Source organism: Caulobacter sp. CCH9-E1, assembly GCF_001556515.1.
In the GTDB taxonomy this organism is placed as follows: domain Bacteria; phylum Pseudomonadota; class Alphaproteobacteria; order Caulobacterales; family Caulobacteraceae; genus Caulobacter.
On the sequence record NZ_LSJA01000098.1, the window covers coordinates 82,614 to 108,982 of the forward strand.

Genomic DNA, 26,369 nt, shown 5'->3' on the forward strand with positions numbered 1-26,369 from the left:
CACTTTCGGCTATCACGCTCTGTCCAGAGATGCTTGGCGTTAAGCGGCCGGGCCGGTAAAGCCGGCGCGATGTTGCCCATTTTCGAGGCCCTTCCGGCGCTGAAAGGCGCCCTTGGCGCGCGGGAGACCGCCGTTCTCGTCGCCCCGCCGGGTGCGGGTAAGACCACGGCCGTTCCCTTGGCGCTCTTGGAAGAGCCTTGGGTTCAGGGGCGCAAGCTGATCGTGCTGGAACCCCGGCGCCTGGCCGCGCGCGCCGCCGCGGCGCGCATGGCCGCCAATCTCGGCGAATCCGTCGGCGAAACGGTCGGCTTCCGCGTGCGCCTGCAGTCCAAGGTGTCGGCCAGAACGCGGATCGAGGTCGTCACCGAGGGCGTCTTTACGCGGATGATTCTCGACGACCCGGGCCTGGATGGCGTCGCCGCGGTCCTGTTCGACGAGTTCCACGAGCGCAGCCTCGACGCGGACCTGGGCCTCGCCTTCGCCCGCGACGTCCAGAACGTGCTGCGCGACGACCTGCGCCTGCTGGTGATGTCGGCCACCCTGGACGGCGCGCGAATCTCGGCGCTGCTCAACGATGCGCCGGTCGTCGAGAGCCAGGGGCGGATGTTCCCGGTCGACACCCGCTATCTGAGCCGCGACGAGCGTCAGCGCCTGGAGGAAAGGGTCGGCCGCGCGGTCGAACGCGCCTTGGTCGAGGAGAGCGGCTCTGTCTTGGTCTTCCTGCCGGGGCAGGGCGAGATCCGCCGGACGGAGAGCTGGCTGAACGAGCGCCTGCGCCGTCCGGATGTCGATATCGCACCGCTCTACGGCGCGCTGGAGCCGGCCGCCCAGGACCGCGCCATCTCGCCCGCGCCGGCCGGCCGCCGCAAGGTGGTGCTGGCGACCTCGATCGCCGAGACCAGCCTGACCATCGAGGGTGTGCGCGTGGTGATCGACGCGGGCCTGGCCCGTGTGCCGCGTTACGACCCGGCCTCGGGCATCACGCGCCTGGAGACCGTGCGGGTCAGCCGCGCCGCCGCCGACCAGCGCCGGGGCCGGGCCGGCCGGACCGAGCCGGGCGTCTGCTACCGCCTGTGGGACGAGCCCGAGACCCGCGCGCTGCCGGCCTTCGCCCGGCCGGAGATCCTGGAGGCCGACCTCTCCCGCCTGGCGCTGGATCTGGCCCGCTGGGGCGCCAAGGATGCGGCCGGCCTGACCTTCCTCGACCCGCCGCCAGCCGCCGCCTTCGCCGAGGCGCGCGGCCTGCTGACCCGCATCCAGGCGCTGGACGCCCAGGGCGACCTGACGCCTCACGGCAAGGCTCTGGCCGACATGCCGCTGCCGCCGCGCCTGGCGCACATGGTCGTGCGGGGCGCGGCCTCCGGTCAGGCGCGCGAGGCCGCCGAGGTCGCGGCTGTGCTGACCGAGCAGGGGCTGGGGGGCAAGGACGTTGATCTGCGCCGACGGCTGGAAAACCTGCACCGCGACCGCTCGCCTCGCGCCCGGGACGCCATGGCCCTGGTCGAGCGCTGGGCGCGCGCGGCGGGCAAGCCATCCGGCGCCAAGGAACTCGAAGTCGGGCTGATGCTGGCCGAAGCCTATCCCGAGCGGGTCGCCAAGGCGCGCGGCAAGCCGGGTGAGTTCCAGCTGGCCGGCGGGCGCGGGGTCTATCTGGAGCCGACCGATCCGCTGGCCCGCGAGCCCTGGCTGGCGGTCGGCGAACTGGGCGGCGGCGACAGCCGCGACCGCATCCTGCTGGCCGCCGCCGTCGAGGAGGCGGAGTTGCGCGAGGCCTTCGCCGATCGCCTGGTCGCCGAGGACCGCCTGGAGACCGCCGGCGGCAAGGTCCGCGCCAAGCGGCTGCTGCGCTTGGGCAAGCTGGTCCTGGAGGAGCGGCTGGTCGAGAATCCGGATCCGGCGATGATCGCCGGCGCCTTGATGGACCAGGTGCGCGCCGAAGGGCTCTCGGCTTTGCGCGTAGGCGAACGGGGCAGGGCGCTGCTGGACCGAGTGGCCTTCCTGCGTGAGGTCGATGGCGAGGAATGGCCCGATCTCTCCGAGCCCGCCTTGATCGAACGCCTCGGCGAATGGCTGGAGCCGCTGCTGGCGGGGCGCTCTTCGCTGTCCAGCCTGGACGAGGGGACGCTGCACGACGCCCTGAAAACGCTCGTGCCCTGGGACCTGCAGCGCAAGATGGACGCCCTGTTGCCGGCGCGCTTCGAGGCGCCGACCGGCAACACCTTCGCCATCGACTATTCCGCTGAGGGAGGACCGCGCGTTGAGGTGCGGGTCGGGGAGCTCTATGGCCTGGCCGAACATCCCAGCGTCGCCGGCGGCAAGGTCCCGTTGACGCTGGCCTTGCTGTCGCCCGCCCACCGCCCGATCCAGATCACCAAGGACCTGCCCGGCTTCTGGAAAGGCTCCTGGCGTGAGGTGAAGGTCGAGATGAAAGGCCGCTATCCCCGGCACGTCTGGCCGGACGATCCGGCGAGCGCCGCGCCAGTGACGCGGGCAAAGCCGCGAGGGACGTGAGGGGCCTAGATCCTCCCCCGCGATGCGGGGGAGGTGGCCCAGAGGGCCGGAGGGGGTGAGCTCGACTTTCAAGGCGCTTGCCCCCTCAGCCACTCCGCGACAGCTCCCCCGCATCGCGGGGGAGCAACTTTGATGGCCTACCCCGTCACCGTATAGATCATGATCCCCGTGGCCACCGACAGGTTCAGGCTGTCGGCCCGCCCACGCATGGGGATCTTGACGTTCACATCGGACGCCGCCGCCAGTTCCGGCGGCAGGCCCTGTTGCTCGTTGCCCATCAGGATCAGCGACGGCCTCACATAGTCGGCGGACTTGTGGTCGACCGTCGCGGTCAGGAGGGTGCCCACGACGCTGCCCGGCCAGGTCGCCCGCCAGGCCAGGAACTCGGGAATGGTGGCCTTGGCGATCTTGACCGCGAAGATCGAGCCCATGGTGGCGCGCACGCCCTCGACTGAATAGGGATCGACGCAGTCGCCGACCAGGATCACCCCGCCGCAGCCGGCGGCGTCGGCGGTGCGGATCACGGTGCCGAGATTGCCGGGGTCGCGGACGGCCTGCATCGCCACCCAGCACGGGGCGCTTTCCGGGACGATAGCCGACAGCGGCGTGAACACCTGCTTGAACACCGCGACCACGGCCTGGGGGTTGTCGCGGCGCGACACCTTCTCGAGGATTTCGCGATTGACCTCAATGACTTCGCCGCCGGCCTTCAGGCAGGCCTGGGCGGCCTTCTTCAGCATCGGATGGTCGGCGGCGTCGGGGCCGTACATGACGATCTTCGGCGCGTGGCCGCAGTCGATCGCCTCGATGACGATCTTCAGGCCCTCGGCAAGGAAGAGGCCGCTTTCCTCGCGCTCCTTGCGCATGTGCAGGGCGCGGACGGCCTTGACGGTGGCGTTGGTCAGGGAGGTGACGGTCTTGGTGTTCATCGCCCTTACCCTTCCGAAGACCAGCGGGCGAAGAACGACAGGCCGATCTGCCGGTCGCCCTTGTCCTCGACCAGCGAGAGCTCGCCCCAGTCGATGACGCCGGCGCGGCCGTCCAACTCCTGGGCCAACAGGCCCGACAGCGCCGCGCCCGAGACGCGGGCGGCGTAGGCGTTCATCAGCAGGAACGAGGCGTCCTCGCTGAGCAGGGCGGCGACGTCCCGGGTCAGGGCCGCCAGGTCTTCGAACAGGCGCCAGACCTCGCCGTCGGCGCCGCGGCCGAACTTGGGCGGGTCCAGGATGATCCCGTCATAGACATTGCCGCGCCGCACCTCGCGGGCCACGAACTTGCGGGCGTCCTCGACGATCCAGCGGATGGGCTTTTCCGCGAGGCCGGCGAAGGCGGCGTTTTCGCGGGCGAAGCCGACCGACTTCTTGGAGGCGTCGACATGGGTGACGGCCGCGCCGGCGGCCGCGCAGACCACCGAGGCCACGCCGGTATAGCCAAACAGATTCAGGATCTTGGGCTGGCGGCCTGAGGTCTTGGCGAAGGCGCGCACGCGCTCGTCCTGCCAGGCCCAGTTGGCCGCCTGCTCGGGGAAGAAGGCCAGGTGGCGGAAAGGCGTGAACTGGCCGTGGAACTTTGCGCCGCCCCAGGCCAGCGGGAACTTCTCGATCGGCTTGCCCTTGAAGCGCCAGCGGCCGGCCTCGTCCTCGTCGGTCGGGTCGAAGACCGCGTCGGCGTTGTCCCAGACCTTCGGGTCGAGGCGCGGCGCCCAGAAGCACTGCGGCTCGGGACGCACGACCGTGTAGCGGCCATAGCGCTCCAGCTTCTTGCCGTTTCCACTGTCCAGCAGGGCGTAGTCGGCCCAGCCGGTGGTGCGCATGACGATGGGGGCGGGAGCGATCTTCGGAGCCATCGCCCGCCCATACCTTTTTACAGCCGGACCCGTCCAGAGCGCGGGGCATGCAGCGTCTTGTCCCAGCGGTGCGGATCGGTGACGAACTGGGCCAGAGCCTTGGCCGCCGCCACGCTCTGCGCCAGCCAGTAGAGCGGCATGCCCAGCAGGTGCAGGGCCTTGGGCTGGCCGCCGGCGCGCATCACGCCGCGCGCCCCCGCGATGGCCGCCGAGCTCCAGCCCAACGCATAGAGCACGAGGTCGGCGGCCGGGATGTCGAACCGGGCATCCGGCCAATAGTCGATCGCCGCCGCCGCGATCGCGACCGTCATCACCGGACCGTGCAGGTGCGAGGACGCCACCGACTGGGCCAGGGTGAGGACCAGCGCCGCCGCGTTGCGGGCTTGGCGGACGATGCGGCCACGCGAGTGGACGGCCAGGGTCTGCATATGACCCTTGATCCACCGCGCCCGTTGCGGGAGCCACTGGCCCCAGGTGGTCGGCGCGGTTTCCCAGGTCGGCCTCGAGATCACGCCCAGCCTGTAGCCGGCGGCGGCGAGGCGGAAGCCGACATCGGCGTCCTCGGTGACGTTGTAGGCGTCCCAGGCCCCGATCTCGCGCAAGGGGGCGACCTTGAAGTGGTTGCTGGTGCCGCCGAGCGGGAAGGTCAGGCCCCACCTCGCCAGGGCCGGCAGCAGCACCTCGAAGTGGGCGGCGTATTCCAGGCGGAATTGCGAGGGCAGGAACAGCGAGAAGCCCGGGTCTTCGATGCGCAGGGGCGCTTGCAAGCAGGCCAAGCGCGCGTCGGAGGCGGCGAAACGGGCGGCGGCTTCGCGCAGCTGGCCGGCGTCGGGCATGTCCTCGGCGTCGTAGATCACCACTAGGTCGCCACGGGCGCGTTCGAGCGCGTGGTTGCAGGCGCGGGGCTTGGTCTTGGGCGTTCCGGGCGGGACGATCAGCACCTGCGCGAAGGCCGGCAGGTCGAGGACGCGGACGGCCGCCAGGGTCTGGACGTCATCGGCTTCCAGCACGATCAGCGCCTGCAGCCGATCGCGCGGATAATCGATCGCCGCCAGGTTCTCGATCAGCTCGCCGACCACCTCGGCCTCGCGATAAAGCGGGGCTATGATCGTGTAGGCCGGCAGGTCCTCGTCGGCCAAGGGCGGCGGCGGTCTGGTCGCCAACGGCGTGCAGGCGGCGGCCAGTCGCGTCAGCCCGCCCAGCAGGAAGACCGTGAAGAACAGGTGATGCACGCCCACCAATCCGGCGGTCGGCGCCAGCGCCATGGCGACGGCGAGCGCCAGGCCGGCCAGTCCGATCGTCGCGGCTTGCGCCGGCGAGAGCGAGAGGTGAGCGCCGTCGCGGTCCTCTCGAACCGCGAACGCTTCCACGCCTGGCTGGGATATAGGCGCAAGTCCGCCCGCCGGCGCGAACGCCGGGTCCAACCGTCTATCTTCACGCGCCATCGTCGCCCCAAGACGCCAGATCGCCCCAACGACGTGGATAACGATGCCTCAACCAAAAGGTGTCAAATGGAAAAACACGCGTTTCGCGACATTTGCTCGCGCGCGCGAGATCTGGGGATCGCCAAATCGGCTACAATGCACGTTCTTGCGACGGCTGAGTGATTCCCGTTTAGTGTGGGGTGGGGAAATGCAGGGGAAGCCAGTTCCGTGACGGTCGTTCTGAAAAAGCCTCAAAAGTCCGCGCGTAAGCCCAAGGGGGATGGGCACCTGCGACGCGGCGAGATCCTGGAGGCCGCCGAAAAGATCTTCATCGCCGAAGGTTATTCCGGCGCCACGATCCGCAAGATCGCCGACGCGGTCGGGGTGTCGTCGACGGCCCTCTACATGCACTTCCGCGACAAGGATCAGATCCTGATGGAGATCAGCAACGACGCCATCGAGCGTCTGCTGGCTCTGAACACGCAGATCGCGGCCCAGCCGGTGGATCCGGTGGCGCGGGTGCGGCTGATGCTCGAGGCGTACATGACGTTCGCGCTCGACAATCCCAATACGTACCAGCTGGTGTTCTGCAGCACCGGCGAGCACATCTCGCAGGACAAGATCTCGGACCTGCTGACGCTGGGCGACCGCTGCTTCGAGAAGTTCAGCGAGCCGGTGCACCACATCGCCGCGCAAGGCCGTCTGCGCTCGGGCTCGGCGGTCGAGGCGGCCGAGGTGCTGTGGGCCGGCTGCCACGGCCTGGTGTCGCTGCTGATCACCAAGCCCTCGCGCGGCTGGTCCTCGTCCGAGGGCCTGATGAAGGTGATGCTGGACGGTCTGCTGCACGGCTTGGTCACGGACTGATTTCATGAGCGCCGCCAAGGCTTTGTGCGCCCTTGTGGCGGCGCTGGCGCTCGCGCCGGGCTTCGCCCTGGCGGCTCCGGGCGTGATGTCGCTGGATTCCTGCGCCGACCAGTACGTGCTGGCCTTGGCGCCGCGCGACAGCATCGTCGGCCTCTCGCACCGCGCCGTGTCCCGCGACAGCTATATGCGGAGCGCGGCGGTTGGTCTTCCCCTGCGCCGGGCGACGTTCGAGAGCCTCGTCGCCGCGCGGCCCCAGGTCGTGGTGCGGCTGTGGGGCGGCGACGCGCGCCTTGTCCAGGCGCTGGAGAAGAAGGGCGTGACCACCGTGACGCTGGACGACGCCGCCGACTTCCAGGGCGTGCGCGCCAATGTCCGCAAGGTCGCCGCCGCGCTGGACCGTCGCGCCGAGGGTGAGGCGATCATCTCCCGCATGGACGCCCAGCTGGGCCGCGCCACCGGAGCGGGGAAGGGCAGGTCCGCCCTCTATCTGACCCCCGGCGGCTTCACGGCAGGGGCGGGCACGTTGATCGACGCCATGCTGAAGGCGGCCGGCTACGCCAACGCCTCCAAGGCGCCGTACTTTGCGCCCGTCTCGCTGGAGGGCCTCGTCATGCGGCCGCCGACGGCCGTGGTTCTGGGGCTGTTCGACATGGCCCGGGCGGGCGCCGACCGTTGGGGGCCGGGACGGCACGCGGCGCTCCAGCGCGTGGTTTCAACCCGCACCGCGGCCTCGCTGCCCGCGTCGGTCGTCGGCTGTCCCGGCTGGTTCGCCGCCGACGGCGCCCGGATGCTGGCCGAGGCGGCGCGATGAGCCTGATCCGGCTTTGCCTGCTGATGCTGCTGGTCCTGGCGGCGGCCGTAATCGCGGCGGTTGCGCTGGGCGAGACGCCGCTGGCCTGGGGCCAGTATGTCCAGGCCTTGACCCACCCCGGTTCGCCGCCGGGCGAGGTGCTGTGGACGATCCGCGCGCCGCGCGTCGCGGTCGCCGCCCTCGTCGGGGCCGCTCTCGGGCTGGCGGGCGCGACCATGCAAGGGCTGCTTCGCAATCCGCTGGCCGATCCCGGCGTCCTGGGCGTCTCGGCGGTCTCGGGCCTGGGCGCGGCGGTCGCCATTTCGGCGGGGCTGGCCGCCATCCCGGGCGCGATCGAGCTTTCGGCGCTCGCGGGGGCCCTGGTCGCCGGCGCCTTGGTTGTGGCGCTGGCCGCGCGGTTCCGCGAGCCCGAAGCGCTGATCCTGTTCGGGGTGGCGCTGTCGGCCTTCGGCGGCGCGCTGACGGCTCTGGTGTTCAATCTGTCGCCGTCGCCGGTGGCGATGGCCGAGATCCTGGCCTGGCTGATGGGCTCGGTGCAGAACCGGGACGCTCTGGACGCCCTGCGCGCGCTGGTCCCGATGGCGATCGGCGCGGCGCTCTGCGTGCGCGCCGGCGAGGGCCTGCGCATGCTGACCCTGGGCGAGGAGGCGGCGCGGATGTCGGCCCTGCCGATGGCGCGCTTGCGGGTCTACGCGGTCGCCGGCGCGGCCTTGCTGACCGGCGCGGCGGTGGCGGCGGCGGGCGTGATCGGCTTCGTCGGCCTGGCCGCGCCGCACCTGGTGCGGGCGCTGGTCCGCGATGACCCCAAGCGGATCCTGTGGCCGTCGGCCCTGGCCGGAGCGCTGCTGCTGGTGTTGGCCGACCTCGCCGCCCGGTTGATCCCCACCGAGCAGGAGCTGAAGCTGGGCGTCGTCACGGCCCTATTCGGCGCGCCCGCCTTCGCGCTCCTGGCCTGGCGCGCCGCCCGGAGCTGGCGGTTATGAGCGCGCTGTGGACGCTGGAGACGCTCTCGGTCCGCCAGGGCAGCAAGACGGTGCTGGAGGCGGCGAGTCTGGCCGTCGCGGCCGGCGAGGTCGTCGGGATCGTTGGGCCCAATGGCGCGGGCAAGACCAGCTTGTTGCGCGCGGGGCTTGGCCTGCTGCCCGTGACGGCCGGCCGGGCGCTTCTGTCGGGGCAAGCCGTTGGCGCCCTGAAGCCCGAGCAACGCGCTCGCCTAGTCGGCTATCTGCCGCAGGAGCGCCGAGCCGCGTGGAACCTGCCGGCTCGAATGATCGCCGCGCTGGGCGCCGGCGACCTTCCCGAAGCCAAGGCCGACGCCTTGGCGCGCGCCTGCCTGGCCCGCGTCGGCGCTGGCGATCTCGCGGAGCGAGGCGTGCTCGACATGTCGGGGGGCGAGCGGGCGAGGGTGCTGCTGGCCCGCCTGCTGGCGACGCGAGCGCCGCTGCTGGTGGCGGACGAGCCGGTGGCGGGCCTGGATCCCGACGCCCAGCTGCTGACCCTGGACCTGCTGCGCGCCGAGGCCGCGGGCGGAGCGGCCGTGGTGGTCACGCTGCACGATCTGGGGCTGGCGGCCCGGACCTGCCACCGGGTGGTCGTGATCTCGCGCGGCCGCGTCGTCGCCGAGGGCGCGCCGCGCGAGGCGTTGTCCAAGACGGTGCTGGCCGACGTGTTCGGCCTCGACGGCGAACTCGTCGATACGCCCGCCGGTCTGGTGCTGGCGGCGAGGCGTCTCTAATTCCACCGATTTCCTCGGCGAATGCCGGGGCCCAGCCTCAGGGCGTAAGCGTTGGTTGGACGAACGCGGCGCCCATAGAGGCTATTCCGAGCTTTCCATCTGGGCCCCGGCATTCGCCGGGGAGATCGGAAGAGAGTTTAGGGCTGCGCCGCCACGGTCTCGGCCGAGGCCACGGCGGCGGAGTAGCTGTAGCCGCCGCGCTTGAGGTCGCTGGACAGGGTCAGCGGCGCGACGCCGCCGTTCAGCCGCGCGCGATAGACCATGGCCGTCTCCAGGGTCCGCATCACGTAGTTGCGGGTCTCGGAGAATGGAATGCACTCGATGAAGTCGAGCGGGTCGGTGGTCGCGCCGCGGGGGTCGCCGCACTGGTTGACCCAGCGAGCCGGACGGCCCGGCCCGGCGTTATAGGCGGCGGCGGCCATGATGTAGGAGCCGCTGAACTTGTTGACCATCTGGCCCAGGTACACCGAGCCGAGACGCATGTTGTAGGACGCGTCGGACAGGCGATCGACCGAGTGATCCTCGCCCAGCTTGCGCGCCACCAGCGAGGCGGTGGCCGGCATCAGCTGCATCATGCCGCGGGCGCCGACGCCCGAGCGGGCCTCGGGGTCGAAGTTACTTTCCTGGCGCGAGATCGAATAGACGAACGCCGTCTCGGCCGCGCCGGGCGCGGGCGTGAAGTGGTGGTCCAGCAGCGGATAGCCGCGCTCGGGCAGGATGATGCCGCGCTGGGCGGCGGCGCGGACGGCGCGCATCGCCAGGTCCTGGTCGCCATAGCCCCGCGCCATGTCGACCAGCAGGGCCGTCTCCTGAGCATCGGGCAGGATGTCGTCGATATAGAGCATCAGGCTGCGGAATTGGTCGCGGGCGCCGATGTCGGCCAGGATCCGCGCGGCGCGGACCTGTTCGCGGCTGTAGAACCGCGCGCGATCGGCGGCTGTGATCACCGGATCGCGTTCGAGGCGAAGCTCGCGGAGCCCGGCCTTCTCGGCCGCCAGCTGGCCGTAGAAGGTGGTGATGTAGCGCGCGCCCTCGAAATAGAAGGCCTGGGCGGCGATCGGGTCGCCCTGCGCCTCGGCGGCGCGGCCTTGCCAATAGAGCGCGCGGCCCTTGGTGATCGGCGAGGCGCCGACGGCGGCGATCTGGGCGAAGTGGGCGGCGGCGGCGTCGGGGTTCTTGAGGCGGCTCAGCGCGATCCAGCCGGCGAAGAACTCCGACTCCGCGATCTCGGTCGGCGTCAGGGCGCGGGTGTTGCTGGCGGCGGCGTAGGCGCCGGCGTTGTCGCCCGCCTGCAGGGCCGCGACGACCAGCTGCTTGCGCTCTCTCCAGATCGCGGCCGAGGCCTCTTCGGTCGGCGGGGCCGGGAAGTTCGCGACCATCGGCAGGGCCAGGGTCTCCATGCCCTTGCGGCGCAGATAGGCGGCGCGTTCGAACACCACGCCGGGCGAGTCTTGCAAGTCGGGCGTCAGGTTGTTGTAGAGGTCGTTGGCGTTGGCCGCGCTCTGGCGATAGGCCATGCGCGTGCGGGCGGCGGCCTGCTGGGTCTCCGACAGCATGGCGACGATGTCGCGAGCGGCCGGGCCTTGCTGGCCATACAGCAGGATGTCGGCGCGACGGACATAGTCGTCCGGCGTCAGCATGGCGCCGAAGCGGGCGATCATGGCGCGCTGGGCGTCGGCCTCGAACACCCTGTCGCGGAAGGTGCGGCGGATCAGGTCCGTCGCCTCCTGCTGGCGACCGATCGCCTGCAGGCTGCTGGCCAGGGTCATGACGCCTTCCGCCGTCGCGGGTTGGGCGCCGCCGAACCAGGCGACGATGCGGGCCGGATCCAGGCCCGAGGTCGCCAGCGCGCGTTCGGTCGCGGCGTCGCGTCGCGCGCCACGCGGCCAGTCGGCCAGTTCCCGGCGAGCCGAGTCGAGATCGTAGAAGCCCAGCGCCTCGGCGTTGCTGTCGACCAGGGCCCACAGCGCGATCTTGCGGGCGATCGGATCGCTGAGACTAGCCATGGCGGCCCGGGCGCCGGAAACGTCGCCCCGCTTGGCGGCGGAAAGCGCCGTGCGCAGCGTGGCGGCGTCAGCGTCCGAAACCGACGAGGCGCCAGCGCTGATCGACGAGCTGACCAGGTCGGGCGCGGCCGTCTGGGCGTCGGCGACGCCGCATACGGCGACGATGCAGGCTCCCCCGAGCATGATGCGGCGCAGAACTGAAGCCAAAACGCACTCCTCAACCCGGCCCGGACCAGGGCCTTCGATCCATCATCGGCGGATACGCGCCGACGGAAGGGTCGTCCTCGAATCACAAGTCCGCGCCCGCAACAAGATCAGGCCGGATTATGTTTAAAGGAGGGTTGGCGGGACTTGACCCGAAGGCCTCGTCCGATCAAACCGCTCCAGCCTCGACGCGCCCGGTTGCGGGACGGCGGGGCAGGGACATATTGTCCCGCCTCCTTCGTCCTGCCGCAACCGACGCGGCGCCATCCTCACGGCAATTTGCAAGTCATGGTCCATTCCCCGTTCAAGGGCGTCATTCCTGCCCTCGTCACGCCGTTCAAGGACGGGGAGGTCGACGAGAAAGCCTTCGTGGCGCTGGTCGAGCGTCAGATCGCGGGCGGCGTGCACGGCCTGGTGCCGGTCGGCACCACTGGCGAGACCTCGACCCTGTCGCACGAGGAGCACATGCGGGTCGTCGAACTGTGCGTGAAGACCGCCGCCGGCCGCGTGCCGGTGATCGCCGGCGCCGGCAGCAACTCGACCGACGAGGCCATCATGCTGGTCCGTCACGCCAAGACCGTCGGCGCCGACGCCGCCCTGGTGGTGACGCCCTACTACAATCGTCCGAGCCAGGAAGGCCTCTATCGCCACTACGAGGCGATCAACGACGCCGTCCAACTGCCGGTGTTCGTCTACAACGTGCCGGGCCGCACGGGCGTCGACATCTCCAACGAGACCCTGGCGCGCCTGTCCAAGCTGCCGAACATTGTCGGCATCAAGGACGCCACCGGCGACCTGACCCGCATCAGCTTCCAGCGCCTGATGTGCGGCGAGGACTGGGTCATGCTGTCGGGCGATGATCCGACGGCGCTGGGCTACATGGCCCATGGCGGTCACGGCGTGATCTCGGTGACCTCCAACGTCGCGCCGGACGCCTGCTCGGCCTTCATGAACGCCTGCCTGCAGGGCCAGTGGGAGACGGGCCTCTACTGGCAGGATCGCCTGGTGCGCCTGCACAAGGCCCTGTTCCTGGATTCGTCGCCGGCCCCGACCAAGTTCGCCCTGTCGCACCTGGGTCTGTGCGCGGAAGACGTCCGCCTGCCGATCACCGCCTGCGCCGAGGCCGTGCGTCCCACGATCCTGGACGCCATGCGCGAGGCTGGTCTCTAAAAATGGTCAAGCCGATCGCGGAAAATCGGCGCGCGCGCTTCGATTACTTCATCGAGGAGACGTTCGAGGCGGGCATCATGCTGACCGGCACCGAGGTGAAGAGCCTGCGGACCGGGCGGGCGAATATCGCCGAGTCCTACGCCTCGGTCGAAGGGCGCGAGATCGTGCTGATCAACGCCGACATCCCGCCCTACGGCCACGCCAACCGCTTCAACCACGAGCCGCGCCGGCACCGTAAGCTGCTGCTGCATCGCCGCCAGATCGACAAGCTGATCGGCGCGGTGCAGCGGGAAGGGCGCACGCTGATCCCGATCAAGCTCTATTGGAACGACAAGGGACTGGCCAAGCTCGAGGTCGGCCTGGCCAAGGGCAAGAAGCTGCACGACAAGCGCGAGACCGAAGCCAATCGCGATTGGCAGCGCGACAAGGCGCGCCTGATGAAGGGCGATCGCGGCGACTGAGAAATCAGGCGCGCTCTGCCTGGGTTGGGCTTGCTCAGCCCAGGCTGAACATCATCAGAAAGCCCAGCGTCACGCCCAGGAAAAAGCCGGCGGCGCTGGCGACGAGATATCGGCGGACGTCCGCTCGGACGTCAGTACGCGGTTGGGACATCTGAAATCCCGCTCCCCCACACGCCTCTTTGGCGTAACGAATCAGTCCATGATTCAGTGTTAACGTGTCTTGCGCTCGAGCAATGACGCCGAATACGCGGGCGCGACAATTGTTCGCAGCGCAACTTTGAATAACATCGTTATTAAAAGTTGTTTCGCGCCCTCTATGCTTGGAAGAATTGCGGGCGGAAAGATTCCGCCCGGCGGTCATTTGATGGGCTTTACTTCGCCGATCGACTAGCCGTTCTCCAGCGCCAGAAGCGCGAAAGTAGCGAGCCAGTGCTCGCCCATGTAATCGCCGGAGACATGCGGTATCGCCGCCGCCAGATGATTCAAGGCGGCGCTGATCGCGTGAGTCTTCGCGGGGTTGGATTCCGACATGGCGCTGGCCAGGGTGCGCCAACACCAGGCGCGCGACAGGTTCAGGCCGTCGAGGTGGGCGATCTTGCCGTCGGTGCGGTCGCTGACCCGCGCGGGAGTGAACAGCGTGGCCGGCCGCTTGTCGGCGAGGTCCGGCAGGAAGCGGGGAAACCACAGATTGAAGCTCTCGCGCGGCAGTAGCCGGCGCATGGCCTCGGCTTCGATCAAGGCCGGAGAGAGAAAATCGTCGCCGGACGGCTCCCAGGCCTGGCAGGCGGCGTCCTGGCCGTACCAGACCAGGGCGCGGGTCTGGAGCAGCTGGCGCAAGGCCGGTTCGCCGGCCATGTCGGCGTACTCGCTGGCCAGGACCAGCGCGAAGGCGGTGTTGTGGTGGGCGCCCGACCGGATCGGATAGTCCGCGCGCGGCAGGAAGTCCTCCAGGCGACGGGCGAAGGCGCTGGCCAGCGGCGCGTGGATTCCGGCCCACGGCCGGTCGTGGCGCAGCAGCTCGGCCTGCAGCATCAGGCTCCAGGCCCAGCCATACGGGCGCTCGAAGCCTCGGCTTTCCGGGCGGTCCAGATAGGCCAACTCGCCGGCGATCTTCTCGGCGGTGAAGGCGTCGTCGAACAGCGCGACGATCGTTTCGGCCTCGGCCATCTCGGGACGCAGGCGCAGCAGCGTCGCCAGCAGCCAGTATCCGTGCACGCACGAATGCCAGTCGAAGCTGCCGAAGAAGATCGGATGCAGGTCGCGGGGCGAGCGGACGTCTTCCGGTCCGCCCATGACGTGGTCCAGCTTGTTCGGATATTCGCGGGTCAGGTGCCCGAGCGCGATCTTGGCGAAGCGCGAGGCCGTGGAGCGGGCCAGACTCATGGGCGGGCGTGGAAGGCGAGGGCGTTCATCAGGATCACATTGACGATCAGCATCAGGATCGCCGTCGGCGCCTGGGCGCGGATCACGGCGTAGCGGTCCTTCAACTGCAGCAGGGCGGCCGGCACAAGATTGAAATTGGCCGCCAGCGGCGTCAGCAACGTGCCGCAGAAGCCCGACAGCATGCCGATGGCGCAGACCACGGCCGGGTCGCCGCCAAACCGGCCGATCACCAGGGGCAGGGCGATGCCGGCCGTCATCACCGGAAAGGCGGCGAAGGCGTTGCCCATCATGATGGTGAAGGCGGCCATGCCCAGGCAGTAGGCGGCCACCGCCGCGAACCGGCTGTCGCCGGGGGTGATCATCACCGCGATCTCGCCGATGGTCTTGCCGACTCCCGCCAGGGCGAAGACCGCGCCCAGCGCCGCCAGCATCTGCGGCAGCAGAGCGGCCCAGCCGACCAGATCCATCAGCCGCCGGCCTTCCTGGACGGCCGAGGCGGCGGGCTGGCGGAACAGGATCTGGGCGAGGACGGCGGCGACCAGCGCGGCCAGGGCCAGGGAGATCAGCGTCGCCTGCTTGGGATCGACCAGGGGCGCGCCGTGCAGGGTGAGGCGCTTGAAGGCCAGGGAGCCCGCCAGCACGAGCACGGGAATGACCAGGGCCGGGATGAACAGGCGCGCGCCATGCTGGGCGGCCAGATCCTCGCGCTGGTCCGGCGACGTGGTCGCCGGGGCCCCGACGCCCAGCTGACTGGTCCCCGCGATCAGGGCCAGGGCCAGCACCAAGACCCCGTTGCCCAGGTCGCCCAAATGGTCGCCGGCCAGGAAGCTCAGGGCGAACAGCCCCCAGAAGGCGGCGTTGCCCAGGCGTTTGGGATTTTCGCGATCCGCGAGGCTCAAGCCCGCGAAGGCGGCGAACATCAGTCCGGCCAGCAGATAGACGAGCGGCAGGCCGATCATCCGGCGTCCTCCGGCCCGGCCTTCAGGGTTCGATCGAACAGCAGCAGACGCGCCCCGTGGACCAGGAAGGCGGCGAGGGCCGTCGGGATCGCCCAGACCGACAGCGCCAGCGGCTCGACCGTGATCCCGCTCTGATCGAGGAAGCCGACGATCAGCAGGATCGAGCCGATCGCCAGGAAGATGTCCTCGCCGAAGAACAGGCCGACATTGTCGGTCGCCGCGCTCATGGCCCGGACCCGTTGGCGATCGTCCTCGGACAACGGCTCGGCCGCGGCCTCGGCCATCGGGGCCAGCAGCGGGCGGACGGTCTGGGCGTGGCCGGCGACCTGGGTCAGACCCAGCGCCGCCGCGACTTGGCGCAGGGCCAGATAGGCCAGCAAGATCCGCCCCGCGGTCGCCGCGCGCAGGCCCTGGATCGTCCGCCGCGCCTGTTCTCGCAGCCCGGCGCGCTCCAGCACCCCGATCGCGGGCAGGACCAGCCAGGCGACGCTGACATAGCGGTTGGTGTTGAAGGCCTTGCCGAACGCGGCCAGCACCTCGATCGGCGTCAGGCCCGCGGCCAGACCCGACGTCATGGCGGCGGCGACCACGACCAGCAGCGGATTGAAGCGCAGGGCGAAACCCAGCACGATCACCGCCACGCCCAGAAGGGTCAGCATCCCCCAGCGACTCCCCCAAATCCGCGGCGACGGTCCGACGCCGTGGCCTGCTTGGCAAGCCCGCAAAGCGGAACGGGCCAGGTAGTGCTTGACGCCTCGGCGCCCTGGCGCGACGCTCAACTCAACAATGATAACTTACGGGAGGCTCCCATGGCCGACGGCTCACTGCCGATTACATCCCTGAAGGGCAAGGTCAGCGACGCCGAGTGGCAGGCGCGCGTGGACTTGGCGGCGCTTTACCGCCTGGTCGCCCTGCACGGGTGGGACGACATGATCTTCACCCACATCTCGGCCCGCATTCCGGGCCCCGAGCATCATTTCCTGATCAATCCTTACGGCATGTTCTTCGGCGAGATCACCGCCTCGAGCCTAGTGAAGGTCGATCTCGATGGAAACGTCATCGACAAGACGCCGTACTACATCAATCCGGCGGGCTTCACGATCCACTCGGCCGTGCACGCCGCGCGGGAAGACGCCCATTATGTGATGCATTTGCACTCGGATCAGGGCGTGGCGGTGTCGGCGCATCGCGAAGGCCTGCTTCCTTTGACGCAACATGCGTTGATCGTCTTGCCTCAACTCGCCTATCACGACTATGAAGGCATTGCTCTCAACTTGGACGAGCGGGAGCGGCTGGTGGCCGACCTGGGCGACAAGAAGCTGATGATGCTGCGAAACCACGGCACCCTGTCCGTGGGCGGCACGGCGGCCGAGTGCTGGTTGGGGATGTTCTTCCTGGAGCGAGCGTGCGCGCAGCAGGTGATGGCTCTGTCGATCGGACGCGACAACGTCCTTCTGGCGCCCGACGCGGCCCAGGAGGAAGTGCGTCGCCAGACCGGCATGGGCATGGGCATGATCGGCGGCCTGGCTTGGCCGGGCTGCCTGCGAAAGCTGGACCGCGAGCTGCCGGGCTACGCGGAGTAGGCCCATCTTCAAGGGCTTCTTCCAAGGCTTCGAGAGCCGTCGCGATCCTGTGGGGCGCGGCGGCTTTTTCGTGTCTGGAGGGCGGGACGGCGCTGGCCGGGGCGTGGCCGATCGAGCCTGGTCGCGCTCAAGTGATCGCCAAGTACGAGCGTACGACCGCTGACCAAGGCTATGATCCGAACGCCAACCTCGCGCCGATCGCGCCTCGCCGCGACGAAATGCTGTCAGTGTTTTTCGAGCGCGGCCTGACATCTCGTCTCACATTGCAAGGCAAGGTTGGCGCGACTCGCGGCCATGACCGATGGGCGGCCTATTCGGGACGAGGGCCGGTCGAAGCCGGCCTTCGCTGGACGGCGCGGCGCGATGACCGGTCGGCGCTTGCCGTTTATCTAGGCGCCGGCGAGGCGGGGGCCGGACGCAACGCCGGCTACGCCGCGCCGGGAAAAGGCGGCTTGGATCTCGAAGCGCGGGTGCTCTACGGCCGTTCGGCGACCTGGCGAGGGCGCGAGGTCTTCGTCGATCTGGAAGCCGCGCGCCTGAGGCGGCGGGGCCTGGCCGACGAGACACGGCTCGATGCCACGCTTGGTCTCAGGCCCGCCAGATCCTGGCTGCTGCTGGCCCAGGTCTATGCGGGCCAAGCGGATCGCGCCGATATCGACGCCCGCTGGACCAAGAGCGAAGTCTCTGTCGTGCGGACGTTCGGCGACTGGAGCTTGCAGGCCGGCTGGCGCGACACGGTCTCCGGACGCGAGGTCGCTCGTGATCGCGGCGTCGTCTTCGCCCTGTGGCGTCGCTTATAGCTTGTTTCAGGACTGCAACACTCAGTCATCCGCCTGTCACTGGACGCCGGTTTAGGCTGCGGTCATATCTCGCCGCACTCATAACTCCGCCGTTCTTGGCGCCCGGAGCCGTTCGTTGATCCGCAGGCACTTCTTCCTCGTCGTGGCCCTGGTCGCCGTCGTTCTGATGCTGGTGGTCGGCGGGCTGAAGCTCGCTTTCGCCGGCAAGGACAAGCCTGGCGCTGGCGGCGGCGCCGGCGGCGGACGCGCGACGACCGTTTCCCAGCTCGTGGTCGGGCAGCGTCCGTTCACGGATCGCATCGAGGTCCTGGGCGTCGCCAAGGGGCGACAGTCGGTGACCATCACCTCGAACACCGCCGAGCTGATCACGGCCGTCCATTTCTCGGACGGCCAGACCGTGTCGCGCGGCCAGGTGCTGGTCGAGTTGAAGGCCGACCAGGAGAACGCGGGCATCGCCGAGGCGCGCGCCAACCTGGCCCAGGCCGAGCGCAACTATCAGCGCTGGAAGACCCTGGCGGACAAGGGCATCGCCCCACGCGCCACGGCCGAGCAGTATCTGGCCGCGCTTGAGACCGCGCGCGCCGCCGTCAACTCGGCCCAGGCCCAGAAGCTGGACCGGGTGATCCGCGCGCCGTTCTCGGGCCGCGTCGGCATCTCGGATATCGCCCCCGGCGCCTTGATCAGCCCAGGGACGGCGATCGTCAGCCTGGACGACATCTCGGTGATCCGTGTCGATTTTTCGATCCCCGACCGATATCTGACGACCCTGCGCATCGGCTTGCCGATCATGGCGCGGCCGGACGCGCTGCCGGGCGAGTCGTTCCAGGGCCGGATCGCTCAGATCGACACCCGCATCGACCCGGCGACCCGCGCCATCAAGGCTCGCGCCGAATTCCCCAACGCCGACGGCCGCTTGCGGCCCGGCATGCTGGTCAAGGTGGGCATCGACCAGGGCGTGAGGACCTCCGTCGCCGTGCCCGAGACCGCGGTCCAGTTCGAAGGAACCCAGGCGTCCGTCTTCCTGATCACCAAGGGACCCAAGGGCCAGATCGCCCGCCAAACCAATGTCGAGACCGGCCTTGATCAGGGCGGTTATGTCGAAATCCGCTCGGGTCTGAAGCCCGGCGACAAGATCGTCGCCGACGGCCTCAATCGCATCCAGGACGGCGCTTCGGTCGGCTCGGGCCAGGGCAAGCCGGGTAACGGCGGCGGCGAGCGCAAGGCCCGCTGATGATCTCCGATCTTTCCGTCCGTCGCCCGGTTTTCGCCGCCGTCGCGGCGATCATCCTGTGCGTCATCGGTCTGGCCGCCTTCACCGGCCTGCCGATCCGCGAACTGCCCAACGTCGACCCGCCGGTCGTCTCGGTCTCCACCAGCTATCGCGGCGCCTCGGCCGAAGTCATCGAGGAGCGCATCACCCAGGTGATCGAGCGCCAGGTGGCGGGCATCCAGGGCATCGACCGGGTGAACTCGTCCTCGCGCGACGGCCGCTCGCAGATCAACATCACCTTCACCCTGGACCGCGACCTCGACGACGCGGCCAACGACGTGCGCGACGCCGTCAGCCGGGTGGCGTCGAACCTGCCCGATCAGGCCGATCCGCCGCAGATCGCCAAGGCCAACGCCGACAGCTCGCCGATCATCATCCTGAACCTGACCTCGTCGACCCTGTCGCCGCTGGAGCTGGCCGACTACGCAGACCGCTATCTGGTCGAGCGCATGTCGACGGTTCCGGGCGTGGCCCAGGCCGGTCTGAACGGTCAGCTCTACGCCATGCGGATCTGGCTCAACCCGGACGCCATGGCCGCGCGCGGCGTGACGGTGGACGACGTCGAGACGGCGCTGAACAGCGAGAACGTCGAGCTGCCCGCCGGTTCGCTGGAGAGCGCGGCCAAGGACTTCACGATCCGCGTCAGCCGCGCCTATTCGAAGCCCGAGGACTTCGCCCAGCTGCCCGTGCGCGCCGCCGACGCCAATGGCTTCGTCGTCCGCCTGGGCGAAGTGGCTCGCGTTGAGGAGGGGTCCAACGAGCGTCGCAAGATCTTCCGCGGCAACGGCCAGAACCAGGTCGGCATCTTCCTGACCCGTCAGTCGCAGGCCAACGACGTGGCGATCTCCAAGGTCGTCGACGAGGAAGTCAAGGCCATCAACCAGACGCTGCCGCCGGGCACCCAGCTGGTCAAGGCCGTGGATAACTCGGTCTTCACCGCCGAGGCCATCCACGAGGTCTGGATCACTATGGGCATCTCGGTGGCCCTGGTCGCCCTGGTGAACCTGGTGTTCCTGGGCAGCTGGCGGTCGGCCCTGATCCCGTCGATCGTGGCTCCGATCTGCATCCTCTCGACCTTTATCGTCCTGGCCCCGCTGGGCTTCTCGCTGAACCTACTGACGCTGCTGGCCCTGGTGCTGGCGGTCGGCCTGGTGGTCGACGACGCCATCGTCGTGGTCGAGAACATCCAGCGGCGGGTGGACGAGGGCGAACCCGCGCCGGTCGCGGCCCTTCGCGGCACGCGGCAGGTGTTCTTCGCCGTCGTGGCCACCACGGTCGTGCTGATCTCGGTGTTCGCCCCGCTGATGTTCCTGCCCGGCTATACGGGGCGCCTGTTCGTCGAGCTGGCGGTGGCGATCGCCGCGGCCGTCGGCTTCTCGGCCCTGCTGGCCTTCACCCTGTCGCCGATGCTGGCGTCCAAGCTGCTGAAGCCCGCCCATGGCGAGGGTTGGCTGGCGCGTCGGGTCGACTTCGCCATGGACAAGCTGCGCGACAGTTATCGCCATTCGCTGGACGTCTTGCTGGGCGCGCGGGCGGCGGGCTGGGCCACGGGTCTGGTGGTCCTGATCCTGGCCGGCGCGGCGACGGGCCTGTTCATCGCCCTGCCCAAGGAGATGGTGCCGGCCGAGGACCGCGGCCGCGTCGACGTCTCGATCAGCGGCCCCGAAGGCGCGGGCTTCGACTACACCATGCAGATCGCCAACCAGGTCGAGAAGGAACTGGCCAAGTATCGCGAGCAGGGCGTCGCCGATCGCACGATCATCGCCGTGCCGCGCTTTGGCCAGAGCCAGTTCAGCACCGGCAGCGGCGTGCTGGTGCTCAAGGACTGGGGCGAACGCGACAAGACCGCCGACGAGGTCGCGGCCGAACTGAACAGGACCTTGAGCAAGATCACCGGCGCGCGCGCCGTGGCCACCGTGCGCGGCGCCTTCCAGCGCGGCGCGGGCGGCGGCGGCACCAATGTCGACCTGATCGCGGTGGGCAACGACTATGTGCAACTGGCCAACTGGCTGAAGCCGATCCTGGCGGCCGCCCAGGACAACCCCGGCTTCTCGCGGCCGCGCATCGACTACGAGCCGACCTCGCCGCGCCTGTCGGTGCAGATCGATCGCGACAAGGCCGCCAGCCTGGGCGTGTCGACCCAGTCGATCGGCCGGGCGCTCGAGACCATGTTCGGCTCGCGTCGGGCCACGACCTACATCAAGAACGGCCAGGAATACGACGTGATCCTGCAGTCGGAGCTGGAGCAGCGTCGCAGCGTCGACAACCTCAACCAGCTGCAGGTTCGCACCAAGGCCGGAACGCTGGTGCCGCTGTCGACGGTGGTCACCACCGAGCTGCGGGGCGATACGCCCGACCGTCCGCGCGTGGACCGTCTGCGCTCGGTGACCTTGACCGCCCAGCTGGCGCCAGGCTTCACGGTCGAGGAGGCCGTGCGCTTCCTGGAGGCCCAGGCCGACGCCCGTCCGACGCCTGGCGTCAGCATCAAATGGGGCGGCCAGGCCAAGGACTATCTGGAGGCGTCCGGCGCGGTCGGCGTCGCCTTCGGCTTCGCGCTGCTGCTGGTCTTCCTGGTGCTGGCCGCGCAGTTCGAAAGCTGGATCCACCCGGCCGTGATCATGCTGACCGTCCCCCTGGCCGTGCTGGGCGGGCTGTTCGGCCTGCTGGTGATGGGCTCGACCATCAACACCTACAGCCAGATCGGCCTGATCATCCTGGTGGGCATCGCCGCCAAGAACGGCATCCTGATCGTCGAGTTCGCCAACCAGCTGCGCGACGAGGGCCTGAAGGTGCGCGAGGCGGTCATCGAGGCCGCGGCCCTGCGCCTACGCCCGATCGTCATGACCTCGATCGCCACGGCCATGGGCGCGCTGCCCCTGATGCTGTGGACGGGGGCCGGCGCGGGCAGCCGTCAGACCATCGGCTCGGTGATCTTCATGGGCGCGATCGTGGCCACGTTGCTGACGCTGTTCGTCGTGCCGGTGTTCTACAACCTGCTGGCGCGCTTCACGAAGTCGCCGGAATGGACCGCCCGTCAGATCGAGGACTACGAGGCCCGGGAGCGGGGCGAGAGCGACGTCACGCCGGCGTAAGGCTATCGAGCGCGTCGGGGTGACCGGCGCGCTCGAGCGGCGTCAGGGTCTTGGCCGGTCGATTTCGAGAACTTCCAGTCGCCAGAAGAGGCCGTCGCGCAGGGTGTAGCGATGGCGGACCATCAGGTCCGACCACAGCTTGCCCGCCAGGTTCCAGACGACCTGATTAGCCAGCACGACGATGCGGCCCTCGTCGTCCAGCTCCACCTTGACCGGCGTCATCTCGATCCGCAGCGCGCGATCATTATAGATCCAGTAGTCGCGGACAGCCTCGGGGCTGTCCAGCGTTCCGCCGCGCGTGAGGTCCGGCCATTCCAGATGCGGGTGCGCCAGGGCGCGAAACGCCGTGAAATCGCGCCGCTGGTTGGTGTCGTAGAGGCGCTCGACCCGCGCCTGGATGTCGGGCGGAGCCGGTTTCACGTCACGGCGCCGGTTTGTAGCCCGTCTCGACCTTCAGATAGGCGATCAGGTCCACCCGGTCCTGCGGGTTCTTGAGGCCCGCGAAGGTCATCTTGGTGCCCGGCATGAAGCCGCGCGGGTCGGCCAGCCACTTGTCCAGATGCTCGGCGTCCCAGGTGAAACCGGCGGCCTTCACGGCGTCGGAATAGCTGTAGCCGGGCTTGGAGCCCGCCTTGCGGCCGAAAACCCCGTAGAGGTTCGGGCCGGTCATGTCCGGACCGCCCTGCGTGATCGTGTGGCACGAGCGGCAGAGCGCGAACTTGCTCTGGCCGTTGGCGAGGTCGCCGGTGTTGTAGGGGGCGGGCAGGGCGGCCAGGGCCGCGGCCTTCTCGACGTCGGTCGGCGCGGCCGGAGCCGAGGCGGGGGCCGAGGCCGGCGCGTCCGCCGGCGCCTCCGAGGAGCTGCCGCCGTCCCTCGAGCAGGCGACCAGCGAGGCGGCGAGGAGGGCGAAGGCGGTCAGTTTCAGCGTGCGCATGAGGGTTCCCGACTGACGTTTCGCCGCGGGCTCTGCGACGCCGCGACGCATTCCAAAACCTTATAAAATCTGGGCCCCGGCCTTGTCACCTAACAAGGGTCCCTAACAGTCAAGCCTGCGACAATTGGCGATATCTATGTGATTCTCTAAGCGAAAAGTGAAATCGCAAACCGTGGGTTCGCACATAACCATTTGACGCTCGTTAACCATAAATCTTACCCCTTTTCCCACGGAGCGGGCTGGCTCCGGGCAGGGCTGGAAAACAAGATCATGGACTGGAGCGAAGAACGCACAGCGACCCTCAAGAAGCTGTGGCTGGAGGGTCTCAGCGCGAGCCAGGTCGCGCGGCAACTGGGCGGCGTCAGCCGCAGCGCGGTGATCGGCAAGGTGCACCGCCTGGGCATCACGGTCCGCGAGACGCCGGTTCGCCAGCGCGCTTCGTCCATCCGCGTTCCGTCGCGCATGGCCTCCCGCCAACGCCCCGTCCGCGAAGCGACTTCTGTCGCCCGTCCGGCCGCTGCGTTCGAACGGGTCGAGGAAGGTCTGCCGCCGACGTCCGGCATCCTGGGCCTGGGCGCTCATTCCTGCCGCTGGCCGATCGGCCACCCCGACAGCGAGGACTTCGGCTTCTGCGGTCGTCCCAAGGTCAGCGCCCGCGGCTCGTACTGCGAGCAGCACAGCCAGGGCGCCTTCCGCCGGGTCGGCTCGAACGAGGCCCTCGAAGCCTGGGCCCTGAAGGGCGTCAACGAAAAGCGTGTCCAGCCCATCCTGGGCTGAACCGACCCTGTTTCCTTTTCCCATTCCTTTCACGCACGATCGCCGAGACACCCCCATGAACATGGTCCTGATCGAGAACGTCGCCGGCAGCAGCCAAGTGATCACCATCATCGAGGAGTTCGCCGGTCACTCGGTGTCGCGCGACCTCAATCCTGGTGACCACGCCGAGATCCCGGTCAACCAGTTCAAGTCGATCACCGTGCGCGAGACCTATCCCGACGACTGGCTCACCCGCGGCCGCAACCGCAATCGCGCGGCGGTCGACGCCTGAGCCGGGAGCCCGTGTCTAGGGGTCAATTTCCCGCTTAAATTGAACGAAATGACCCCGCGAAGCCTTTCGCGGGGTTTTTCGTTTCCGTTTCGGCCGCGCTGATTGCGTGGGCGTTAACCTTGTGACAGACAGGGCGCCGCTTTGCGGGGGAGCAAAACGACTATGCGTGAGGGGGAAGAGCGCGCGGGGGTGGTAGAAGACCACGCTCTGCCGCTGCCGAGCTATCTGAGTTATCTACTCTACCAGACCGAGCAGCATCGCCGTGCGATGGCCGCGGACCTGCTATCGCGCCATGGGCTGAGTTTCCCGAAATGGGTGGCGATGATCTCGCTGCGCCGGTTCGGCGACCTGTCGATGACGCGGCTGGCCAAGCTGTCGGCCACGGACCGCACGACGCTGACCCGATCGATCGACAGCCTGATCGCCGATGGCCTGGTCCGCCGCGAGGCCTCGCCGGCCGATCGCCGCATCGTGGTCATCGGGCTGACCGACGCCGGTCGAGCCTTGCTCGCGAAGATCCGCGCCGAGATCCGCCCCCTGAACCAGGATGTCTGCGCCAACCTCACGCCCGAGGAGCAGGCCGCCATGACGCGCGGCTTGCAGAAGATGCTGGGCGGCCTGATCGCCGAGCCGGACTGGAAGGACGACGTCCTGGCGTTCAGCGCGCCGGCGCCGTTGGAGACGGCCTAGTCGTCGAACCGGACCCGGCCGCGTCCGGATTTCACCGTCCCGCGCTTTGCCTTGGTCTCCAGCCGCTTGAGCTTGCTGGAATAGGTCGGCTTGGTCGCCTTGCGCGGCTTGGGCTTTTCGGTGGCGCGGCGGATCAGGTCGACGAGACGCGCCTGGGCGTCCTGGCGGTTCATCTCCTGCGAGCGCGAACCCTGGGCGAACAGGATCAGCACGCCGTCCTGGGTCAGGCGGCTGCCGGCCAGCTTTTCCAGCCGCGTCTTCACATCCTCGGGCAGGGACGGGGAGTTGCGGACATCGAAGCGCAGCTCCAGCGCCGTCGAGGTCTTGTTGACGTGCTGGCCGCCGGGGCCCGAGGCGCGCGTGGCCTTCCAGACCAGCTCGTCCTCGTCGACCCGCAGCCAGGACGTGATCTCGATCATCTCGGAACCGCCCGCTTGGCCTTGACCACCAGCTGATCCAGCGCCTGCAGGAAGCGCGAGCGGTCGGCGTTGGCGAAGGCGGCGGGGCCCTTGGTGACCTCGCCCATCGAGCGCAGGTGCTCGCCGATCGAGCGCGAGGCCAGGGCCGAGCCGATCATGTCGTGGCTGAAGACGCGCCCGTTCGGGGCCACGGCCGCGCCGCCGGCCTTCAGCACGCGGTCTGCCAGGGGAATGTCGTTGGTCACCACCACGTCGCCGGGGCCGACGCGCTCGGCGATCCAGTCGTCGGCGATGTCGGGGCCGGCGTCGACCACGATCTGCTCGATGATCGGCGTGGCCGGCACGCGGATCCAGCTGTTGGACACCACGAAGGTCTTGAAGCCATGGCGGGCGGCGACCTTGTAGGCCTCGTCCTTCACGGGGCAGGCGTCGGCGTCGATGAAGAGCGTGGCGGCCATCGCGCGACCCGAGGAAAGAGAGTGGTGCCGGCTGAGGGGATCGAACCCCCGACCTTCGGTTTACAAAACCGCTGCACTACCGCTGTGCTAAGCCGGCATGGGTCTTTGACCCGAGGTCAGGGCTTATGCCGTTTGCCGGCGCGGACGGCAAGATGGCGCGATGGCGAAGATCGGCCAGCGCCGCAGGCCCCCACCTGACTTCGCGGGAGGGGGCGTGATCCCAATCCTCCCCCTAGCGGGGGAGGTGTCCGCGCAGCGGACGGAGGGGGAAGTGCTTGAAGCCCTGCCTCTTCCCCCTCCGTCGTCTCTTCGAGCCGACACCTCCCCCGCCGGGGGGAGGATTTTACGAGCGTTCACGGCGCTCTATGATCCGCGTATCCGGAATCGAATCCAATGATTCCAACCACTTCCCACTTTTACGCGCCGCTGTGTGATCCGCGTTGAAACCGCCGCCATACTCAGAGCTGTCCCCGTCGCGGGGGAGGGCGCTTGGATCCGGCCCAATGCGGCGGCGGGGGTAGGCTGAGCGGGGCCGCTTTCGGTTCCCGGCCGGTCCGAAGGTCGTCGCATCCTCGGAAGGGGATCGGCGGGCGATCGGGCGGCCGTCGGGATCCCATCGAAGGCGGGTCGACAGGGCGGTGATCGGTAAAGCCGCCTATCGTGGATCGCCGAGCTGGAGACGGTAGAGCCGATCCAGTTGG

At 69.1% G+C, this 26,369-nt stretch carries 25 protein-coding genes and 1 tRNA gene; 14 read left to right on the plus strand and 12 right to left on the minus strand.

The window, feature by feature from the left end; all coding sequences use genetic code 11:
* Nucleotides 1-69: 69 nt before the first annotated feature.
* Nucleotides 70-2,511 (plus strand): ATP-dependent helicase HrpB, encoded by a 2,442-nt coding sequence (gene hrpB / locus AX690_RS06235; protein WP_066685166.1) that lies wholly within the window; start codon nt 70-72, stop codon nt 2,509-2,511.
* Nucleotides 2,512-2,648: 137 nt separating this feature from the next.
* Here hrpB and AX690_RS06240 read toward each other — a convergent pair whose 3' ends face one another.
* From AX690_RS06240 to AX690_RS06250, 3 genes are read right to left on the minus strand one after another with little or no spacing between them, the layout of a single operon-like run.
* Nucleotides 2,649-3,440, minus strand: a complete 792-nt coding sequence (locus AX690_RS06240) for an RNA methyltransferase (RefSeq protein ID WP_066685165.1) — start codon at nt 3,438-3,440, stop codon at nt 2,649-2,651.
* 5 nt (nt 3,441-3,445) lie between these two features.
* The gene (locus tag AX690_RS06245; RefSeq protein WP_066685164.1) at nt 3,446-4,357 is read right to left on the minus strand and encodes a class I SAM-dependent methyltransferase; all 912 of its coding nucleotides are present in this window, start codon (nt 4,355-4,357) and stop codon (nt 3,446-3,448) included.
* A 17-nt stretch (nt 4,358-4,374) separates the two neighbouring features.
* On the minus strand, nt 4,375-5,802 hold the full coding sequence (locus tag AX690_RS06250) for a glycosyltransferase (protein ID WP_066685156.1): 1,428 nt from the start codon (nt 5,800-5,802) through the stop codon (nt 4,375-4,377).
* A 207-nt stretch (nt 5,803-6,009) separates the two neighbouring features.
* Here AX690_RS06250 and AX690_RS06255 point away from each other — a divergent pair, with 207 nt between their 5' ends.
* The 4 genes from AX690_RS06255 to AX690_RS06270 are packed head-to-tail and all read left to right on the plus strand — an operon-like array spanning nt 6,010 to nt 9,191.
* Nucleotides 6,010-6,645 carry a TetR/AcrR family transcriptional regulator gene (locus AX690_RS06255; RefSeq protein ID WP_066685153.1) on the plus strand — a complete coding sequence of 212 codons (636 nt, stop codon included), beginning with the start codon at nt 6,010-6,012 and terminating at the stop codon, nt 6,643-6,645.
* A 4-nt stretch (nt 6,646-6,649) separates the two neighbouring features.
* The gene (locus AX690_RS06260) at nt 6,650-7,456 is read left to right on the plus strand and encodes an ABC transporter substrate-binding protein (protein ID WP_066685150.1); all 807 of its coding nucleotides are present in this window, start codon (nt 6,650-6,652) and stop codon (nt 7,454-7,456) included.
* Complete coding sequence (locus AX690_RS06265) at nt 7,453-8,439, plus strand: iron ABC transporter permease (RefSeq protein ID WP_066685147.1); 987 nt, start codon at nt 7,453-7,455, stop codon at nt 8,437-8,439. The genes AX690_RS06260 and AX690_RS06265 overlap by 4 nt, the downstream gene beginning before the upstream one ends.
* The gene (locus AX690_RS06270; RefSeq protein WP_066685143.1) at nt 8,436-9,191 is read left to right on the plus strand and encodes an ABC transporter ATP-binding protein; all 756 of its coding nucleotides are present in this window, start codon (nt 8,436-8,438) and stop codon (nt 9,189-9,191) included. Before AX690_RS06265 ends, AX690_RS06270 begins: the two co-directional genes overlap by 4 nt.
* A 137-nt stretch (nt 9,192-9,328) precedes the next feature.
* Here AX690_RS06270 and AX690_RS06275 read toward each other — a convergent pair whose 3' ends face one another.
* Entirely contained in the window at nt 9,329-11,380 is a 2,052-nt protein-coding gene (locus tag AX690_RS06275; protein WP_066685140.1) for a lytic transglycosylase domain-containing protein, read from the minus strand.
* 309 nt (nt 11,381-11,689) lie between these two features.
* On the opposite strand from AX690_RS06275, the gene dapA reads away from it, so the two are divergent.
* Nucleotides 11,690-12,571, plus strand: a complete 882-nt coding sequence (gene dapA / locus AX690_RS06280; protein WP_066685138.1) for a 4-hydroxy-tetrahydrodipicolinate synthase — start codon at nt 11,690-11,692, stop codon at nt 12,569-12,571.
* Nucleotides 12,572-12,573: 2 nt separating this feature from the next.
* Nucleotides 12,574-13,032: an SsrA-binding protein SmpB gene (gene smpB / locus AX690_RS06285; protein ID WP_066685135.1), complete on the plus strand. Its 459-nt coding sequence runs from the start codon at nt 12,574-12,576 to the stop codon at nt 13,030-13,032.
* A 387-nt stretch (nt 13,033-13,419) separates the two neighbouring features.
* Here the strand turns inward: smpB and AX690_RS06290 are convergent, their stop codons facing one another.
* Genes AX690_RS06290 through AX690_RS06300 form a run of 3 tightly spaced genes read right to left on the minus strand, consistent with a single transcriptional unit; the run spans nt 13,420 to nt 16,033 of the window.
* On the minus strand, nt 13,420-14,415 hold the full coding sequence (locus tag AX690_RS06290; protein WP_066685133.1) for a DUF2891 domain-containing protein: 996 nt from the start codon (nt 14,413-14,415) through the stop codon (nt 13,420-13,422).
* Nucleotides 14,412-15,374: a DUF979 domain-containing protein gene (locus AX690_RS06295; RefSeq protein WP_066685130.1), complete on the minus strand. Its 963-nt coding sequence runs from the start codon at nt 15,372-15,374 to the stop codon at nt 14,412-14,414. The genes AX690_RS06290 and AX690_RS06295 overlap by 4 nt, the downstream gene beginning before the upstream one ends.
* Entirely contained in the window at nt 15,371-16,033 is a 663-nt protein-coding gene (locus AX690_RS06300) for a DUF969 domain-containing protein (RefSeq protein ID WP_066685127.1), read from the minus strand. Before AX690_RS06300 ends, AX690_RS06295 begins: the two co-directional genes overlap by 4 nt.
* Before the next feature lie 150 nt (nt 16,034-16,183).
* Between AX690_RS06300 and AX690_RS06305 the strand changes: the two genes are divergently transcribed.
* The 4 genes from AX690_RS06305 to AX690_RS06320 all read left to right on the plus strand — a co-directional run bounded on the left by AX690_RS06305 (nt 16,184) and on the right by AX690_RS06320 (nt 22,119).
* Nucleotides 16,184-16,957 carry a class II aldolase/adducin family protein gene (locus AX690_RS06305; protein WP_066685124.1) on the plus strand — a complete coding sequence of 258 codons (774 nt, stop codon included), beginning with the start codon at nt 16,184-16,186 and terminating at the stop codon, nt 16,955-16,957.
* A 110-nt stretch (nt 16,958-17,067) separates the two neighbouring features.
* Complete coding sequence (locus tag AX690_RS06310) at nt 17,068-17,757, plus strand: hypothetical protein (protein ID WP_082769533.1); 690 nt, start codon at nt 17,068-17,070, stop codon at nt 17,755-17,757.
* Between the two features lie 115 nt (nt 17,758-17,872).
* On the plus strand, nt 17,873-18,988 hold the full coding sequence (locus AX690_RS06315; RefSeq protein WP_066685122.1) for an efflux RND transporter periplasmic adaptor subunit: 1,116 nt from the start codon (nt 17,873-17,875) through the stop codon (nt 18,986-18,988).
* Nucleotides 18,988-22,119, plus strand: a complete 3,132-nt coding sequence (locus AX690_RS06320; protein ID WP_066685120.1) for an efflux RND transporter permease subunit — start codon at nt 18,988-18,990, stop codon at nt 22,117-22,119. Before AX690_RS06315 ends, AX690_RS06320 begins: the two co-directional genes overlap by 1 nt.
* A gap of 42 nt (nt 22,120-22,161) precedes the next feature.
* Here the strand turns inward: AX690_RS06320 and AX690_RS06325 are convergent, their stop codons facing one another.
* Together AX690_RS06325 and AX690_RS06330 are read right to left on the minus strand one after the other, a co-directional pair.
* Nucleotides 22,162-22,539, minus strand: a complete 378-nt coding sequence (locus AX690_RS06325; protein ID WP_066685117.1) for a nuclear transport factor 2 family protein — start codon at nt 22,537-22,539, stop codon at nt 22,162-22,164.
* 1 nt (nt 22,540) lies between these two features.
* Complete coding sequence (locus AX690_RS06330; RefSeq protein WP_066685114.1) at nt 22,541-23,053, minus strand: cytochrome c family protein; 513 nt, start codon at nt 23,051-23,053, stop codon at nt 22,541-22,543.
* A gap of 270 nt (nt 23,054-23,323) precedes the next feature.
* Here AX690_RS06330 and AX690_RS06335 point away from each other — a divergent pair, with 270 nt between their 5' ends.
* The 3 genes from AX690_RS06335 to AX690_RS06345 all read left to right on the plus strand — a co-directional run bounded on the left by AX690_RS06335 (nt 23,324) and on the right by AX690_RS06345 (nt 24,791).
* Nucleotides 23,324-23,830 (plus strand): GcrA family cell cycle regulator, encoded by a 507-nt coding sequence (locus AX690_RS06335; protein WP_066685112.1) that lies wholly within the window; start codon nt 23,324-23,326, stop codon nt 23,828-23,830.
* Between the two features lie 55 nt (nt 23,831-23,885).
* Nucleotides 23,886-24,101: a hypothetical protein gene (locus tag AX690_RS06340; protein ID WP_066685109.1), complete on the plus strand. Its 216-nt coding sequence runs from the start codon at nt 23,886-23,888 to the stop codon at nt 24,099-24,101.
* Nucleotides 24,102-24,263: 162 nt separating this feature from the next.
* Nucleotides 24,264-24,791: a MarR family winged helix-turn-helix transcriptional regulator gene (locus AX690_RS06345; protein ID WP_066685107.1), complete on the plus strand. Its 528-nt coding sequence runs from the start codon at nt 24,264-24,266 to the stop codon at nt 24,789-24,791.
* Here AX690_RS06345 and arfB read toward each other — a convergent pair.
* The 3 genes from arfB to AX690_RS06360 all read right to left on the minus strand — a co-directional run bounded on the left by arfB (nt 24,788) and on the right by AX690_RS06360 (nt 25,765).
* Nucleotides 24,788-25,210 carry an alternative ribosome rescue aminoacyl-tRNA hydrolase ArfB gene (gene arfB / locus AX690_RS06350; RefSeq protein ID WP_066685105.1) on the minus strand — a complete coding sequence of 141 codons (423 nt, stop codon included), beginning with the start codon at nt 25,208-25,210 and terminating at the stop codon, nt 24,788-24,790. The genes AX690_RS06345 and arfB overlap by 4 nt on opposite strands.
* Complete coding sequence (locus AX690_RS06355) at nt 25,207-25,668, minus strand: YaiI/YqxD family protein (protein ID WP_066685103.1); 462 nt, start codon at nt 25,666-25,668, stop codon at nt 25,207-25,209. Before AX690_RS06355 ends, arfB begins: the two co-directional genes overlap by 4 nt.
* Before the next feature lie 22 nt (nt 25,669-25,690).
* Nucleotides 25,691-25,765: transfer RNA gene (locus AX690_RS06360), tRNA-Thr, on the minus strand.
* Nucleotides 25,766-26,369: the final 604 nt, after the last annotated feature.